We start from the raw sequence: 16,073 nt of genomic DNA on the forward strand, positions 1-16,073 counted from the left end.
CCAACTCCCCGAGTGGAGGAGTCCTCTCATGAGGTCCGGTCATACCGCCGTTCCGCGATGGCAGCCGACTGCCGGTGCGGCACCGGGCACGGCATCCGTTCGCATTCCCCTGGAATACGAACCGGAGCCGGCAGAGCTTCTTGCCGCCCACAGCAAGGTCGTCGCGATCCTCAGTGGTGAGGACGAGGTGGCCGTCGGCCCCGTGCCCCACCTGGTGCCGGTGGCCGGCACCACGTGGGCCGGCCTGGTGGAGCGGGTCCGTACGGCGCCCGTCGCCCCCGACCACGGCTACGAGAGCGTGGTCGGCGCCACCTCCGACACCCTGCCCGACGGCGTGGTGTTCGGGGTCCGCGTCACCGACGGCGCCCTGGTGCTGACGTACCGCACCGAGGACTTCGACGCCGAGCACGCGACCCGGGTCGCCGGCTACCACCGCGCCGCCCTGGACCTCATCGCCACCGAGCCCGGGGCGCCGCACGAGGGCCGCAGCCTGCTCTCCGCCGAGGAACGGCGCCACCAACTCGTCGGGATGGCCGGCCGGGACCGGGAGCTGCCGGACCGCCGCTTCCACGAACTCTTCGAGGACCGGGTGCGCCTGCACCCGGACAAGACGGCCGCGATCATGGGCGAGCACCGGGTCAGTTACGCCGAGCTGAACGCCCGCGCCAACCGGATCGCCCGCACCCTCCTCGCCCACGGCCTGGGCGCCGAGGACAGCGTCGCCGTGGTCACCGAGCGCAACCTGGACTGGATGGCCGCCGTCCTCGCCGTGTTCAAGGCGGGCGGCGTCTACGTGCCGATCGAGCCGCACTTCCCGGCGGACCGCATCGGCACCACCCTCGACCGCGCGCGGTGCTCCCTCGTCCTCACCGAACCGGGCAGCGGCACGGGCCTGGAGGAGGCGCTGCGGTCCCGCCCGTCGGTCACCGCCCTGCGGGTCGACGAGAGCCAGGACGCGGACCCGACGGACCTCGGCCTCGCCATCGGTCCCGAGCGCCTCGCCTACATCTACTTCACCTCCGGTTCCACCGGCACGCCCAAGGGGGTGATGTGCGAGCACGAGGGCATGCTCAACCACCTCTACGCGAAGACCGACGACCTCGGGGTGGGCGAGGACGACGTCGTCGCGCAGGTCGCCCCGCAGTGCTTCGACATCTCGCTCTGGCAGCTCGTCTCGGCCCTGTTGGTCGGCGGCACCACGCTCATCGTGCCGCAGGCGGCGATCCTCGACGTCGAGCGGTTCGTGGAGGTCGCCCGCGGCGCGGACGTGGCCCAACTGGTGCCGTCCTACCTCGAAGTGGTGCTCTCGCACCTGGAGGAGCACGGCGGCGACCTCGGCCGGATCCGCTGCCTCTCGGCCACCGGCGAGGCGCTGAAGAAGGAGCTGGTCGAGCGCTGGTTCGCGGCCTTCCCCGGCACCTCCCTCGTCAATGCCTACGGCCTCACCGAGACCTCCGACGACACCAACCACGAGGTGATGACCGAGCCGCCGCGCGGCGACCGGGTGCCGCTGGGACCCGCCGTCGCCAACGTACGGGTCTACGTCGTCGACCCCGCCCTCGAACCGGTGCCGCTCGGCTCGCCCGGCGAGATCGTGTTCGCCGGGATCTGCGTGGGCCGCGGTTACGTCAACGACCCCGAGCGCACCGCCGCCGCCTACGGCACCGATCCGCACCGCTCCGGCGAACGCCTCTACCGGTCCGGCGACTTCGGCCGCTGGTGCCCCGACGGCAAGCTGGAGTTCCTGGGCCGCCGCGACGCGCAGGTGAAGCTGCGCGGCTTCCGCATCGAACTCGGCGAGATCGAGAACCGGCTGCTCGGCGTCACCGGGATCCGGGACACCGCCGTGATCGTCGTCGGCGAGAGCCTGGTGGCGTTCTACGCAGCCGCCGCCGACGTACCCGTCGAGGAGCTGCGCGACTGGCTCGGGGCGGCGCTGCCGGAGTACATGGTGCCCAGCCGCTTCCAGCGCCTGGACGCCCTGCCGCTCACCGCCAACAGCAAGATCGACAAGAAGCGGCTGGCCGAGCTGGCGGAGGTCGACGAGGACGGCCCCGAGCCCCCGGTCACCCCGACGGAACGGCGCATCGCCGAGGCCTGGGCGGCCGTCTTCGGCCTGGAGCCCGAACAGGTCGGCCGCGGCAGCCACTTCTTCGACTCGGGCGGCACCTCCCTCTCCGCCGTGCGCCTCGTCGTCAAGCTCGGCCGGATCGTGTCCCTGAAGGACCTCACCCGCTACCCGCGCCTGAGCGACCTGGCCGCATTCGTCGACGGGACCGTCCCCACCGACGGGCCGGCCGCGGCCGCCCCGGACACCGGGACCGGCCACCTGATCCCCCTGCTGACGCCCCCCGCCCCGACCGCCACTCTGGTCTGCTTCCCGTACGCGGGGGGCAACGCCGTCAACTTCCAGCCCCTGGCGACCGCGTTGGCGGACAGCGGGCTGGCCGTCCACGCGGTGGAGCTGCCCGGCCACGACCTCACGGTCGAGAACGAGCCCTTCGCCCCGCTGGAACAGGTCGCCAAGGCCGTCGCGAGCGAGCTCGTCCGGCGCCCCGCGGGACCGGTCATCCTCTGGGGGCACTCCGCCGGAGCCGCCCCGGCCGTCCTGACCGCACGGCTGCTGGAGGAGCAGGGCCGCGGCCCGCGGGCCGTCCTGATCGGCGGTCAGCTGGTCGCCACCCCCGAGGCCCGGCGCGCTTCCACCGCCGCGCTCGCGGCCCTGACCCCCCTGGAGATCGCCGCGCGGCTCGGCGGCGAGGGCGGCTTCACCGCGCTGTCCGGCGCGGACACGAGCCGGGCGGAGCTGGTCGGCGCGGCCTACCGGCACGACGTCCGGGAGGCGAACGCCTTCTTCGCCGACGCCGTGGAACACCCCCCGGCCCACCCCCTCGCGGCGCCGCTGACCCTCGTGGTCGCCGCCGACGACTCCGCCACCCAGGGCCACGAGAGCGACCTCGACGCCTGGCGCGTCCTCGCCCGGGCCGTGGAGGTCCGCGAACTGCCCGACGGCGGGCACCTCTTCTTCCGCACCAGGCCGGCGCAGACCGCCGCCGTGGTGCGGGCCGTCCATGACACGAACGACAGAGAGCGAGTGTGAAAGTGCCGACGCACGACACGGATCCCTTCGCCGGATTCGACGGACAGCGTGAAGAGGGCCGCCCGGCCATCGTCACCGTGGCCGCCCCGGCGGACCCGGTGGCCTGGGCCGCCGAACACCGCGAGGCGCTCTACCGGGTCGTCGCCTCGCAGGGCGCCGTCCTGGTGCGCGGTCTGGGGCTGCACGACGCCGCCGGCGCGGCCGCGGTCCTGACCACCCTCGGGAAGGACCTCGTACCCGAGCGCGAGGCGTTCGCGCCCCGCTGGACCTACGACGACCGCATCTACTCGTCCTCCAAGTGGCCGCCGAACCAGCCCATGTGCATGCACCACGAGCTGAGCTACGCCCTGGAGTTCCCGGCCACCATGGCCTTCGCCTGCCTGAGCGCGCCCACCAGCGGCGGGGCCACCGCCCTGGCCGACGCGGGCCGCGTCCTGGAGGAACTGCCCGCGGACCTCGTCGAGCGGTTCGAGCGGGAGGGCTGGTTGCTCAAGCGCAGCTACACCGAGGACATCGGCGTTCCGTGGAGCGAGGCCTTCGGCACCACCGACCGCGCCGAGGTCGAGCGGTACTGCCTGGCCAACGAGATCTCCTTCACCTGGCACGGTGACGACCTGCGCACCAGCCAGCGCCGCCCGGCCGTGCTGCGCCACCCCGCCGACGGCCGGCGGCTCTGGTTCAACCAGATCGCCTTCCTCAACGAGTGGACGATGGCGCCCGAGGTCCGCGAGTACCTCGTCGACGTCTACGGGCCCGAGGGCCTGCCGTTCAACACGAGCTTCGGCGACGGCGGCGAGATCACCGAGGACGTCGTCGCCCTGATCAACAAGGTGTACGACTCCGTCACCGTCTCCGAGCCGTGGCGCCCGGGCGACCTGATGCTCGTCGACAACCTCCGCACGGCGCACAGCCGGCTGCCGTACGACGGGGCGCGCGAGGTGCTCGTCGCGATGGCGAACCCCACCACCCGATCCGCATCCGCATAGAGGTCCGAGGATCCAGATGACGAAGCACAACCCCACCTTCTCCGTGATCTCAGGCCGACAGGTGCAGCGTGCGCTGAGCGGCCAGGAGAAACTGGTCACGGAGATCATCGAGGCGGCGTACCACGCGCACGGCGAGGGCAAGACGGTCAACCCGCCGTCCTACTTCCTCCAGTTCCCCGACCGTCCCACGGCCCGCATCATCGCCCTGCCCGCGTCGCTCGGCGGCGACGACGGCGTGGACGGCCTGAAGTGGATCTCCAGCTTCCCGGAGAACGTGCGGTCCGGGCTGCCGCGCGCCTCCGCCGTCCTGATACTCAACGATCCGCGCACGGGGTACCCGTACGCCTGCCTGGAGAGTTCGATCATCAGCGCGAGCCGGACGGCCGCGTCCGCCGCGCTCGCCGCCGACCGGCTCACCCGCGAACGCGGGCGCCCCACCAAGGTGGGCTTCGTGGGCACCGGCCTGATCGCCCGCTACCTGCACACCTACCTGGCGGGCACGGACTGGTCCTTCGACGAGGTCGGCGTGCACGACCTGTCGGCCGACCACGCGGCGGGCTTCGCCGACTACCTGGACCGCTCCGGCGAGAGCGGCCGGGTGACGGTGCACGACACCGTGGACGAGCTGATCCGCGCCAGCGACCTGGTGGTCTTCGCCACCGTGGCGGGCACCCCGTACGTCACCGACCCGGAGCTGTTCGCCCACCACCCGCTGGTGCTGCACGTCTCGCTGCGCGACCTGGCCCCGGAGATCATCCTCGATTCCGTCAACTACGTCGACGACGTCGAGCACTGCCTCAAGGCCAACACCTCGCCGCACCTGGCCGAACAGCTCACCGGGAACCGGGACTTCATCGCCGGCACCCTCCACGACGTGATGACGGGCCGCGCGACGGTCCCGACCGACCGCACGGTGATCTTCTCCCCGTTCGGCCTCGGCGTGCTCGACCTGGCGGTCAGCGCCCATGTGTACGACCAGGTCTCGCGCAGCGGCGACCTGCAGGTGGTCGAGGACTTCTTCCACGAGATGAACCGTTACGGCGGCTAGGGGCAACTGCCCGAGAAGGGGAGGTAGCTGTGCCGATCATCTCAGAGGCGCAGGAGTACCACGAGGAGGACCTGTTCGTCGATCTCCGGCGAACCTTCGGGCGCAGGCTCTTCCTCAAGTGCGAAGGGTTCAACTTCGCCGGTTCGATCAAGCTCAAGGCCGCCCGGGCCATGGTCGAGGCCGCCGAGGCGAGCGGGGTCCTGCGGCCCGGATCCATCCTGGTGGAGTCGTCGTCGGGCAACCTCGGCGTCGCGCTGAGCATCCTTGCCGCCAGCAAGGGCTACCAGTTCGTCTGCGTCACCGACAACAGGTGCAACCTGGCCACCAAGCAGCTCATCGAGTCCGTGGGCGGCACGGTCTACACCGTCACCGAACCCGCGGCGGAGGGCGGGTTCCTCGGGGCGCGCCTGCGCCTGGTGCGGGAACTGTGCGAATCGGACGAGCGCTACGTCTGGCTGAACCAGTACGCGAATCCGAACAACGCGCTGGCGCACTACCGGTCGACGGCCCCGGCGATCGCCGCGCGCTTCCCCGACCTGAAGGTGGCCTTCATCGGGGCCGGCACCACCGGCACCCTCATGGGGTGCGCCCGGTACTTCAAGGAGAAGCGCCCGGACGTCACCGTCGTGGCGGTCGACGCCGTCGGCTCGGTCACCTTCGGCGGCCCGTCGCTGCCGCGGATGATCCCCGGTCTCGGCACCGGGGTGCGCCCGCCCCTGCTCGACCGGTCCTACATCGACGACGTGGTGCACGTCGCCGAGGCGGAGACGATCCGTGCCTGCCGCCGGCTGGCCGGACGGGGCTTCCTCTTCGGCGGCTCCACGGGAACCGTGATCAGCGGCGCCCTGCGCTGGCTCGACGAGCACGCCCCGGGCGAAGAGCTCACCGCGGTGGCCATCGCGCCCGACCTGGGCGACCGGTACTTGGACTCGGTCTACCACCAGGGATGGGTCGAGGAGATATACGGCAGCGCAGCGCTCGCCGACGAATTCGAGAGGCCCGAGGAAGTGGCGATGATGTCCGGTACGGGTGGTGCCCGATGACGGAACTGCTGGAGAACGGCATCGGTGAGGAGACCGCCTTCGCGCTCGGCGGCGCGGCCGCCGCCCTGGTGGAAGCCGCCGCGCGGGAGCTGCTCGACGTCGCCGACGGCCGCGTCGACTCGCCCGAGTTCGTGGCGGCGGCCCGGGACGCGTGGGAGGGCCTGCCGGCCCCGCTGCGCCAGGAGATCCGCCGGTTCCGCCGGCACTCGGGTCCCCGGGGCCGACTGCTGGTCCGCGGACTCCCCGTGGGCGACGACACCCGGGACACCCCCTCCGTCGCGGGCTCCGTCCAGCGGGAGTCCTCCATCGTCGCCGCGACCCTCCTCATGGTGGCCTGCGGACTCGGCGACCCCGTCGGGTTCCTCCAGGAGAAGTCGGGCGCCCTGGTGCACGACGTCGTACCGGTCGAGGGGCTGGAACGGTTCCAGGGCAACGCGGGCTCGGTCCAGCTCTCCTTCCACACCGAGAACGCGTTCCACGAGCACCGCCCGGACTTCGTCATGCTGCTGTGCCTGCGCGCCGACCACGAAGGGGTCGCGGGCACCCGCACCGCGTGCGTCCGCGAGATCCTGGACCTGCTCAGCCCGGTCGCCAGGAAGCAGCTGAGCCTGCCGGAGTTCATCACCGACGCCCCGCCCTCCTTCGGACCGGGCTGCCAGGGCGCCGTCCACCACCCGGTGCTGGGCGGCGCGTGGGACGACCCGGACCTGCGGGTGGACTTCGCCGCCACCCGGGCGACCACCGAGGAGGGCGCCGCCGCCCTCGCCGAACTGGGTGAACTCTTCGAACGGGTGTCGTCCACGTCCGAACTGTTGCCGGGCGACCTGGTGATCGTCGACAACCACGTCACCGCGCACGGCCGCACCGCCTTCACCCCGCGCTACGACGGCAGGGACCGCTGGTTGCAGCGCACCTTCGTGCACAGCGCGCTGCGCCGTTCGCGGGGTCGTCGCCCCGACGACGGGTACGTGCTGGTTGAATGAAAGTCCGGTCGACGGCGCACCGCCGACGGCGAACGGGGGGAGCGCACAGTGCGAGTGGTCATCGCCGAGGACTCGGTCATTCTCCGTGAGGGCATGGTGGAGCTGCTCACCGCCCGCGGCTGCGAGATCGTCGCCACCGCGGGCGACGCGGACGAACTGCTGGCCGCCGTGGCCGAGCACGCCCCCGACGTCGCCGTGGTCGACATCCGCATGCCGCCGACCCACACCGACGAGGGCATCCGCGCGGCCGTCCAGCTGCGCACGGACCACCCGAAGGTGGGCGTCCTCGTCTTCTCCCAGCACGCCGAGCCGTCATGGGCGGCCCGGCTGCTGGCGGGAGAGGCGTCCGGCGTCGGCTACCTGCTCAAGGAGCGCGTCGCCGCCACCGCCGACTTCGTCGAAGCTCTGCGCCGGGTCGCGGCCGGCGGCGTGGCCCTCGACCCGGAGATCGTCAGCCGCATGCTGAACCGGGGCACCCGCCCCCTCGACCGGCTGACCGCCCGCGAACGCGAGGTCCTGGACCTGATGGCCCAGGGCCACTCGAACCGCTCCGTCTCCGCCCTGCTCGTGATCTCGGAGCGCGCGGTGGAGAAGCACGCGGCCTCGGTGTTCGCCAAGTTCGGCCTGCCCGCGACCGAAGCCGACAACCGCCGCGTCAAGGCCGTCGTGACGTACCTGCAGGAGGTCGGTCCCTAGACCATGTCCCGCCCGCCGCGGGTGGGGGCGGATATCCGAACCCCGAAGCCGGGAGGTAGCACCGTGGTCCGGGGCGGCCCAGCGGCCAAGAATAGAGACATGTCACCGAGCACCGAGACCCCTGTCCGGCCCACCGTGGAAACGGGTACGGGCCTGCGCGCCGCCCACCTGCACCGCTCCTACGGTCGTGGCCGCGGCGCGGTGCACGCCCTGCGCGGGGTGGACATCGGCTTCGAGCCCGGCACCTTCACCGCGGTGATGGGACCGTCCGGCTCGGGCAAGTCGACCCTGTTGCAGTGCCTGGCGGGCATGGACCAGCCGACCTCCGGCACGGTCCACTGGGGCCCCACCGAGATCACCGCCCTGCCCGAGCGGCGGCTCGCCCTGCTGAGGCGGGCCGAGGCGGGCTTCATCTTCCAGTCCTACAACCTGATGCCCGCCATGACGGTCGAGCAGAACGTCGCCCTGACCGCCAGGCTGGCGGGCCACCGGGTGGACTGGGACGCCGTCCGCGCCGCGCTCGCCCAGGTCGGCCTCGCCGACCGCCGCAAGGAACGGCCCGGCCGGCTCTCCGGCGGCCAGCAGCAGCGCGTCGCCGTGGCGCGCGCCCTGTACGCCCGCCCGCGCATCCTCTTCGCCGACGAGCCGACGGGCGCCCTCGACCGGGCCACCGGCCGGGAAGTGCTGTGGCTGCTGCGCGAGGGCGTCGAGGTCGAGGGCCGCACCTGCGTGATGGTGACGCACGATCCGGTCGCCGCGAGCTTCGCGGACCGGGTCGTCATCCTCGCCGACGGCGTCCTGGTCGACGAGCTGGTCCGCCCCTCCGCCGCACTGATCGCCGAGAAGCTGGGTGGGCTGGGATGCTGAGGCTCGCCCTGGGGGTCCTGCGGTCCAGGCCCTCCTCCTTCGCCGGACTGGCCGCGGCGCTGCTGCTGGCCGTCACCGTGATCACGCTCTTCGGCTCCCTCATCGCCACGGCCATCGACGGGGGCGGCGGCTCCCGGCTCGGGCTGATCGGCGGAGCGTTCGGTGAGATCGCGATGCTGATGGCGCTGTTCGTCGTCGCCAACACGCTCGCGCTCGCCGTCCGGCAGCAGGCCCGCGCCATGGCCCTGCTGCGCACCACCGGCGCGACCCCCGCCCAGATCAAGCGCCTGGTCCGGTGCCAGGTGCTGCTGGTGACCCTCTTCGTCTCGCCGCCCGCGTGGCTGATCGGCTCCTGGGGCGCGCGCTGGTTCCTGACCGAGCTGGTCGCCCGGGACATCGCCCCGGCCGGGGCGGCCGTGTCCTGGTCGGCGGGCCCCCCGATGATCGGTACGGCCGCGACGCTGCTCGTCGGCGTCGGCGCCACCAAGATCGCCGCCCGCCGCACCGTCCGCGGCCGGCCGTCGGCGGCGCTCGCCCAGACGGCCGAACAGGGCCGCACCGGCTGGCTCCGCGGCATCGCGGGCCTGCTCGTCCTCGGCGGCGCCGTGCCCCTCGTGGTGTTCACCTCGCGCCAACCCGTGGACAAGTCCGTCCAGCTCGCCCTGCTCGGCACCCTGCTCCTGATGATCGCGGTCGGGCTGCTCGGCCCCCTGCTGGCACGGCTCGCGATGGCCCTGCTCGGTCTGCCCTTCCGGCTGACGGGCGCACGCCACCGGGGCGAGGCCGGTGGCGCCCTCGCCGCCGACAACCTGCGCGGCCACGCCCACCGACTGTCCTCCGCGGTGGTGCCGATCGCCCTGCTGGTCGGGCTCTCGACCACCTTCGCCGCCGTCACCGCGACCCTCGAACAGGTCGCCCCGCCCGGCGCGTACGCGCAGAGCGATATCTGGTTGCGCGGCGTGGAGCTGGCCATGCTGGCCGGTTTCGGCGCGGTGGCCACGGTGAACACCCTCGCCTCCCTGACCGTCGCGAGGCGACGGGAGTACGCGCTGCTCACCCTGACCGGTGCGACCCGGCGCCAGCTCATGCGGATGCTGGGCACCGAGGCCGCCCTGACCGCCGCGGCCGGCGTCCTGCTGGGCATCGCGGTCGCGGCCCCCATGAGCATGGCCTTCTCGGTGGCCGCCACCGGCTCCCTGATCCCCGTGGTCCCGCTCCAGACCTACGGCCCCCTCGTGCTCGGGTCCGTGGCCCTGACCGTGCTGACGATCCTGGTCACCGGCGCCCGGGCCACCTCCGAACCGGCCCTCTCCGCCGTGGCCGCGCCGTGACGGCGCCCCGCCCCGGCGACGGGGTGCGCGAGCCGTGGTGGCGGATCCGGCCGGGGGCGCTCGCCATGGCCCTCACCGGGCCGCTGCTCTCGGTGCTCGGCGCCGCCTACGTCGCGGTCGTCCTCTACGCCGGCGGTCTGCTCTCGCTGACCCTGATCGGGCTGCCGCTGCTCGCGGTCGGCCTGCGCGGAGCCCGCCACCTCGGCCGGGCCCACGCCCGGCTGGTACGGGCGCTGCTCGGCGAGGTCGTCGCCGCCCCCGCACCCCCGGTCGCCGCCGGCGGCCCGGTCCGCTGGGTCCGCGCCGCCCTGACCGACGTGAGCGCCTGGCGCGGGATGCTCTACCTGCTGCTCCGGCTGCCGGTCGACCTCCTGGCCTTCGCCCTGACGATCGGCCTGCCGGTCTTCGGCGTGTGGAGCGCCGTCTGGGCACTGTCCAGCGGCGAGCCGCCGTGGCTGGTGGCGGCCGCCGTCGCCTGCTGCCCGGCCGCGCTGGCGCTCACCCCGGTGGCGTCCCGCGCGATGATGGACCTGCACCGGCTGCTGGCCCGCACGCTGCTCGGACCCACCCCCTCCCAACTGCGCGTCCACACCCTCGAACGGGCGCGCAGCACGGCCCTCACCGAGAGCGACCGCAGCCTGCGCCAGTTCGAGCGCGACCTGCACGACGGCACGCAGGCCCAGCTCGTCGCGATCGCCATGACGCTCTCGCTCACCGCGGACGCGCTCGACGGCGACCCGCGAGCCGACCGACCCCGGGCCCTGGTCGCCCGGGCCCGCACCCAGACCGACGCGGCCATCGCCGAGCTGCGGCGCCTCATCGACGGGATCAGCCCCGCCGCGCTCGACCGGGGACTGCTCGACGCGCTGCCCCGACTGACCGAGCAGGCCGGCGTGCCCGTCACGCTCACGGTGGACGTGCCCGAGCGGCCGGACCCGGTGATCGAACGGGTGGCGTACTTCTGCGTCGCCGAACTGCTCACGAACGTCAGCAAGCACAGCGGCGCGACGAAGGCCTCGGTGGACGCGGACCTCGTCGGGAAACAGCTGCGGATCACGGTCGCCGACAACGGCGCCGGCGGCGCCCGGATCGGGGCGGGCAGCGGCCTGCTCGGTCTGCGCGAACGGCTCGCCGCCGTCGACGGGACCCTCAGACTCGACAGCCCACCCTCGGGCTCGACCACCGCCGTGCTCGAACTACCCGTCCGGATCTGACCCCCGGCCCCCAGCCGCGCCCCCTCACCCCGGCCTCCGACCACCCCAGCCCCCCAGCCCACCCCGGGCCCGATCCCCCCGCCCGGGTAGTCCGGCGCGCCGCCGTACCGCGGCGCCGTCCCCCCACCGGTCCGACACGTCGGGCCGAGCCATGCCCACAGGAAGGGAAGCTGACCATGCGTGCTGCGCGGATCAGACACGGAATGCTGGTGGCCGCCGTCGCGGGGTGCATCGTCGCGTCCGTCAACGCCGCCACCGCCTCGGCGGTGCCCGGCCTGCCGACCGCCCCCCGGCACACCGCCACCGCGGCGCCGGACCTGCCCGGCCGCTACGCGGAGAACCGCCGCTACCTCGCCGACGCCGCCGCGGCGTCCGACCGGATGGGCGACACCGGACGGGCCGGGGTGCTGCGCGAACTCGGCGCCGCCGACCGCACCTTCCTCGACGTCGACGCCACCGGCGACGGCCAGGCGGTGGAGGTGCTCGGCGACCTGGCGCACGCCCAGCGGATCGCCCTCCTGGTGCCGGGCGCGGACACCACCATCGACACCTTCGACCACCTCGGCTCCCCGCACTCCTCGGTGGGCGGCGGCGCCCGCGCCCTCTACGACGAGATGCGCGCGCTCGACCCCGGGACCCGGGTCGCGGTCATCGGCTGGTACGGCTACCGGGCCCCCCGCACCAAGAGCCGCGACACGGTGACCCAGGACCGGGCGGTGGAGGGCGGAGGCCAACTGCGCGACCAGCTCCTGCGCCTGCGCGACCTCGCCCCGGACGCCTCCGTCGCCCTGTTGTGCCACTCGTACGGCTCCGCGGTGTGCGCGGACGCGGTGCGCGGCACGAACCGCTGGACGTCCTCCGCCCTGACCGGCGTCGCCGTCTTCGGCAGCCCGGGCCTGGGCGTCGATTCGGTCTCCGCCCTGCGGATCCCCGTCCCCTTCTGGGCCGGCCGGGGGAGCCGGGACTGGATCGCGAACGTGCCCCACGTCCAGTTCACCCTGGGCGGCGAGCGCCTGGGCTTCGGCGCCGACCCGGCGTCCCCGGACTTCGGCGCCCGGACGCTCCCCACCGGCGACAGCCCGCACGGCGGCTACCTGCGCCCCGGCGGACCCGCCCTGCGCAACATCGCCCTGATCGGCCTGGGCCGGGGAGCGGAGGTGTCCCGTGGCTGATCTCCAGGTCCGCCCCGCCACCGTGCCCGCCCCCCGCCGGACCCCGCCCCGCCCCGCCCCCGTGGAGCCCGCCCGACCCAGCGCGCGGGACCGGCTGCACCGGGCCGTGCTGCGGATCGACGCGGCGACGCCGCCCTCCCGGGACCGCGCGGTCGACGTGCTACGGGCCTACTCCATCCTCGGCGTGGTGCTCGGCCACTGGCTGGTGAGCGCGGTGGTGCTGCGGGCCGGCGGCCATCTGGCCGGCGACAGCCCCCTGCGCCACGTCCCCGCCCTCACGCCCCTGACCTGGGTGCTCCAGCCGCTCGCCCTCTTCTTCTTCGTCGGCGGCCGCGTCGGATCCCAGAGCTACGCCTCGGCCGTCGCCGCCGGCACCGGCTACCGCGCCTGGCTGGCCCGAAGGCTGCGGCAGCTGCTGCGCCCGGCGCTGGCCCTGCTCGCCGTGTGGACCCTGGTCCTCATCGGGCTCGCCACGGCGGGCGCCGCGTACGAGACGGTCCGCACCCTGGTGCAACTCGCCCTCTCGCCCCTCTGGTTCCTCTGCGTGTACGCGGTGATCACCGCGGCCACCCCGCTGATCCGGCGGTGCCCCGGCCGGCTGGCCCTCGCGGCCGGCGCCCTGGTCGCCGCCCCGGACCTGACCCGCGCCCTGGTGGGCGACGTGGCGGGCCTGGACGCGCTCCGGTCGCTGAACGTCCTCGCGGGCTGGCTGGTCCCCTACGCGCTGGGCACGCTCTGGGCGGCGGGCCGCCTCGCCCGGCGCGGCTACGCCGTCGCCCTGCTGATCGGCGGCGCGAGCACGCTGGCGGCCCTGGTCCTGTGGTGCGGCTACCCGGCGAGCATGGTCGGCGTCCCCGGGTCCGCGGTGTCCAACCTCAGCCCGCCGACCCCGGCGGCCGTCTGCTTCGGGCTGGCCCAGTGCGGCCTCGGCCTGCTGCTGTGCGGAGCGCTGCGCCGCCTGACCGGACAGCCGGAGCGGCCGACCCCGCCGCCCGCCCCCGGTGCGGGTGCGCCCGTACGGGCCACCGCCGGACAGCTGCGCTGGGCGGCCGTGGCGCTGCTGAACCTCTCGGCCATGACGGTCTTCCTCTGGCACCAGACGTCCATGCTCGCCACCACCGTGGTGGCACTCGGCCTCGGCGGCTACTGGCCCGGCCTGCACACCGCGCCGGACGGTCCGCTCTGGGTGCTGTTCCGCCTGGCCTGGCTCCCCGTCTTCGCCGGCGTGCTCGCCCTCTGCTGGCTGTCCTTCCGCGACCTGGAGCGATCGGCCCGGCGGCGGCGACCCCGTCAGCACGCCGTGCACGTCCGTTGAACCCAACCAGCTGTAAGGAGAAAACTCGTGACCGTTTCCCAGGGTGTCGGGAGTTCCACGGAGCGCTGTGTCCGCGGGGCCTCCCCGCGGCGTTCCGGCAGTCCCCTGCACGACCTGACCGTGGAATCCGTGGCGGCGCTCTACGAAAAGTACGCGGAGGACCTGCGCCTGGTCAGGGACGAGCAGCGGGAGTTCCTGACGTGGCGCGGCACGTCGATGAAGGCACAACTCGACGACTACGAGGCGGAGATCACCTACCTGCTGCTGCGCGAGCACCGCCCCGAGACGGTGGTGGAGATCGGCACCTTCTACGGCTGGTCCACGATGTGGATCCTCAGCGCCCTGCGGGACAACGGCACGGGCCACCTGCACTCCTTCGACATCGTCGACCGGGTGCTGAGCAACGTGCCGGCGGAGCTCTCCGCCGACCGCTGGACCTTCACCAAGGGCGATGTCAGGGACCGGCTCGACGCGATTCCCGCCGGGACCGACTACCTCTTCATCGACGCCGACCACGGCGCCCGGTTCGCCCGTTGGTACGTCGAGCACCTGCTCCCGAAGATGCGCGCCGGGACCCCGACCAGCGTCCACGACGTCTTCCACGGGCGGCGCCCGAAGCCGTTCAGCGAGGGATCGGTCCTCGTGAAGTGGCTGGCGCAGCGGAACATCGCCTACTTCACGCCGTCGGCCGCGAAGGCCCCCGAGGTCATCGAGCACCTCGCCGCGACGAAGGCGCGCCTGGGCCTCGACGTCCCGGTCCGCACCAGCGCCCACAACCCGATGGTGTTCTTCACCCTGCGCTGACCCAGGACCCGATCCCCACCACCCCGAAACGGCCCTGACGGCGAACACCCCCGCGCCGTCAGGGCTTCCGGTCCCCCCGGCCGGCTACGCCGCGCACCGGTGGGGGGACGGAGCGTGGGGTGGGTGATCGAGGTCACGGGCGGGTTCGGCAATATGGCGGTCGCAGTGCGTCCGATCGCCTCCCGTTGAAGGATCCTGGACTGTCATGGGCTCCACTCTTGTCATCACCAACGACTTCCCGCCGCGCCAGGGGGGCATCGAGACCTTCGTCCACGCCATGACCACCCGGGTCCCGGGCGGTGACGTCGTCGTCTACACCTCGCACGAAGAGGGGGGAGCGGCCTACGACGCCACGCTCCCCTTCCCCGTCGTCCGGGACACCAGCGGCATGTTGCTGCCCACCGGGCGGGTCACGAGGAAGGCCGTCGAGATAGCCCGGGCGCACGGCTGCGACCGGGTCTGGTTCGGTGCGGCCGCGCCGCTCGCCATGATGGCCCCGGCGCTGCGCGCGAACGGCGTGCGGCGGATCGTCGCCACCACCCACGGCCACGAGATCTGGTGGGCCCGGCTGCCCGGTGCCCGGCGGATGATGCGCCGCATCGGTGACGGCGTGGACGTGGTCACCTACCTCGGCGAGTACACGCGGTCCCGGATAGCCCCGGCGCTCGGTCCGACGGCCGAGCTGAGCCGCCTGGTGCCGGCCGTCGACGCGGAGGCCTACCGCCCCGACCCGGACGCGGGCGCCGTGCTCCGCGCCGAACTGGGGCTGGAGGGCAAGCGCATCATCCTGTGCGTGTCCCGGCTGGTGCCGCGCAAGGGGCAGGACAAGCTGATCGAGGCGATGCCGCTGATCCGTCGACAGGTGCCCGACGCGGTGCTGTTGGTGGTCGGCCAGGGGCCGCACGAGGCCCGGCTGCGCAAGCTGGCGCTGCGGCACGGGGGCGAGGACGCGGTCCGCTTCGTGGGCGGCAAGAACCACCAGGAGACCCCGCGGTACTACGCGGCGGCCGACGTCTTCGCGATGCCCTGCCGGACCCGCAAGGGCGGCCTGGAGGCGGAAGGCCTCGGCATCGTCTTCCTGGAGGCCGCGGCCAGTGGCCTGCCGGTCGTCGTCGGCGCCTCCGGCGGAGCCCCCGACACGGTGCTCGACGGCACCACCGGGCGCGTCGTGGACGGCACCGACCCGGCGGTCGTGGCCGCCGTGCTGACCCGGCTGCTGCTGGACGAGGGACGGGCCGCGCAGATGGGCGCCGCGGGCCGCGAGTGGGCGCGGGAGTCCTGGTCGTGGGACGCGCAGGCGCGGCACCTGACCCGCCTGCTCGACCCGGCCCACGTGCCGGTCCCGGACGCGCGCACCTCCTGAGCCGGCGGAGCGCCGTCCCCGCACCGGGCCCCGGGCCCGGTGCGGGGGAGCGCCTGGAGACGACCTAGCTGTATTGCCTCGGGAGGTTGTGGACGGGTGATGGAGGTCTCGGCTGAGGCGTCTTGAATGGGTGAGGGCCTTCCGGGTTCGG

Annotated in this window: 13 protein-coding genes; all 13 read left to right on the forward strand. The window is 73.7% G+C overall.

The genetic code is table 11. The annotated features are described in order from the left end of the window. The first annotated feature begins 28 nt into the window (after window positions 1–28). The 13 genes from ACZ4UB_RS37865 (at window position 29) to ACZ4UB_RS37925 (ending at window position 15,922) form a co-directional block, all read left to right on the forward strand. On the forward strand, window positions 29–3,100 hold the full coding sequence (locus ACZ4UB_RS37865; protein ID WP_468077576.1) for a non-ribosomal peptide synthetase: 3,072 nt from the start codon (window positions 29–31) through the stop codon (window positions 3,098–3,100). A gap of 2 nt (window positions 3,101–3,102) precedes the next feature. After that, window positions 3,103–4,086: a TauD/TfdA family dioxygenase gene (locus ACZ4UB_RS37870; RefSeq protein WP_468077578.1), complete on the forward strand. Its 984-nt coding sequence runs from the start codon at window positions 3,103–3,105 to the stop codon at window positions 4,084–4,086. A 16-nt stretch (window positions 4,087–4,102) separates the two neighbouring features. Continuing rightward, window positions 4,103–5,134 (forward strand): 2,3-diaminopropionate biosynthesis protein SbnB, encoded by a 1,032-nt coding sequence (gene sbnB, locus ACZ4UB_RS37875; protein WP_468077580.1) that lies wholly within the window; start codon window positions 4,103–4,105, stop codon window positions 5,132–5,134. A gap of 29 nt (window positions 5,135–5,163) precedes the next feature. Next, the gene (gene sbnA, locus ACZ4UB_RS37880) at window positions 5,164–6,177 is read left to right on the forward strand and encodes a 2,3-diaminopropionate biosynthesis protein SbnA (RefSeq protein ID WP_354379088.1); all 1,014 of its coding nucleotides are present in this window, start codon (window positions 5,164–5,166) and stop codon (window positions 6,175–6,177) included. Further along, window positions 6,174–7,160, forward strand: a complete 987-nt coding sequence (locus tag ACZ4UB_RS37885) for a TauD/TfdA family dioxygenase (RefSeq protein WP_468077582.1) — start codon at window positions 6,174–6,176, stop codon at window positions 7,158–7,160. Before sbnA ends, ACZ4UB_RS37885 begins: the two co-directional genes overlap by 4 nt. A gap of 48 nt (window positions 7,161–7,208) precedes the next feature. Next, entirely contained in the window at window positions 7,209–7,856 is a 648-nt protein-coding gene (locus ACZ4UB_RS37890; protein WP_468077584.1) for a response regulator transcription factor, read from the forward strand. Between the two features lie 99 nt (window positions 7,857–7,955). After that, the gene (locus ACZ4UB_RS37895; RefSeq protein ID WP_404008168.1) at window positions 7,956–8,723 is read left to right on the forward strand and encodes an ABC transporter ATP-binding protein; all 768 of its coding nucleotides are present in this window, start codon (window positions 7,956–7,958) and stop codon (window positions 8,721–8,723) included. Further along, window positions 8,717–10,054 (forward strand): FtsX-like permease family protein, encoded by a 1,338-nt coding sequence (locus tag ACZ4UB_RS37900; RefSeq protein WP_468077586.1) that lies wholly within the window; start codon window positions 8,717–8,719, stop codon window positions 10,052–10,054. Before ACZ4UB_RS37895 ends, ACZ4UB_RS37900 begins: the two co-directional genes overlap by 7 nt. Beyond that, the gene (locus tag ACZ4UB_RS37905) at window positions 10,051–11,268 is read left to right on the forward strand and encodes a sensor histidine kinase (protein WP_468077588.1); all 1,218 of its coding nucleotides are present in this window, start codon (window positions 10,051–10,053) and stop codon (window positions 11,266–11,268) included. Before ACZ4UB_RS37900 ends, ACZ4UB_RS37905 begins: the two co-directional genes overlap by 4 nt. Window positions 11,269–11,444: 176 nt before the next feature. Next, the gene (locus ACZ4UB_RS37910; RefSeq protein WP_468077590.1) at window positions 11,445–12,440 is read left to right on the forward strand and encodes an alpha/beta hydrolase; all 996 of its coding nucleotides are present in this window, start codon (window positions 11,445–11,447) and stop codon (window positions 12,438–12,440) included. Beyond that, window positions 12,433–13,755, forward strand: a complete 1,323-nt coding sequence (locus ACZ4UB_RS37915) for an acyltransferase family protein (protein ID WP_468077592.1) — start codon at window positions 12,433–12,435, stop codon at window positions 13,753–13,755. Before ACZ4UB_RS37910 ends, ACZ4UB_RS37915 begins: the two co-directional genes overlap by 8 nt. A 27-nt stretch (window positions 13,756–13,782) precedes the next feature. Beyond that, window positions 13,783–14,559: a class I SAM-dependent methyltransferase gene (locus ACZ4UB_RS37920; RefSeq protein ID WP_468077594.1), complete on the forward strand. Its 777-nt coding sequence runs from the start codon at window positions 13,783–13,785 to the stop codon at window positions 14,557–14,559. Window positions 14,560–14,764: 205 nt separating this feature from the next. Next, window positions 14,765–15,922 carry a glycosyltransferase family 4 protein gene (locus ACZ4UB_RS37925; protein ID WP_468077596.1) on the forward strand — a complete coding sequence of 386 codons (1,158 nt, stop codon included), beginning with the start codon at window positions 14,765–14,767 and terminating at the stop codon, window positions 15,920–15,922. The last annotated feature ends 151 nt before the right edge of the window (window positions 15,923–16,073 follow it).

Source organism: Streptomyces sp. NPDC028419, assembly GCF_055565515.1.

Coding starts and splice junctions, on each gene's coding strand:
- ACZ4UB_RS37910 (WP_468077590.1), top strand. CDS start 11,445: ATGCGTGCTGCGCGGATCAGACACGGAATGCTGGTGGCCGCCGTCGCG.
- ACZ4UB_RS37925 (WP_468077596.1), top strand. CDS start 14,765: ATGGGCTCCACTCTTGTCATCACCAACGACTTCCCGCCGCGCCAGGGG.
- ACZ4UB_RS37900 (WP_468077586.1), top strand. CDS start 8,717: ATGCTGAGGCTCGCCCTGGGGGTCCTGCGGTCCAGGCCCTCCTCCTTC.
- ACZ4UB_RS37895 (WP_404008168.1), top strand. CDS start 7,956: ATGTCACCGAGCACCGAGACCCCTGTCCGGCCCACCGTGGAAACGGGT.
- sbnB (WP_468077580.1), top strand. CDS start 4,103: ATGACGAAGCACAACCCCACCTTCTCCGTGATCTCAGGCCGACAGGTG.
- ACZ4UB_RS37885 (WP_468077582.1), top strand. CDS start 6,174: ATGACGGAACTGCTGGAGAACGGCATCGGTGAGGAGACCGCCTTCGCG.
- ACZ4UB_RS37865 (WP_468077576.1), top strand. CDS start 29: ATGAGGTCCGGTCATACCGCCGTTCCGCGATGGCAGCCGACTGCCGGT.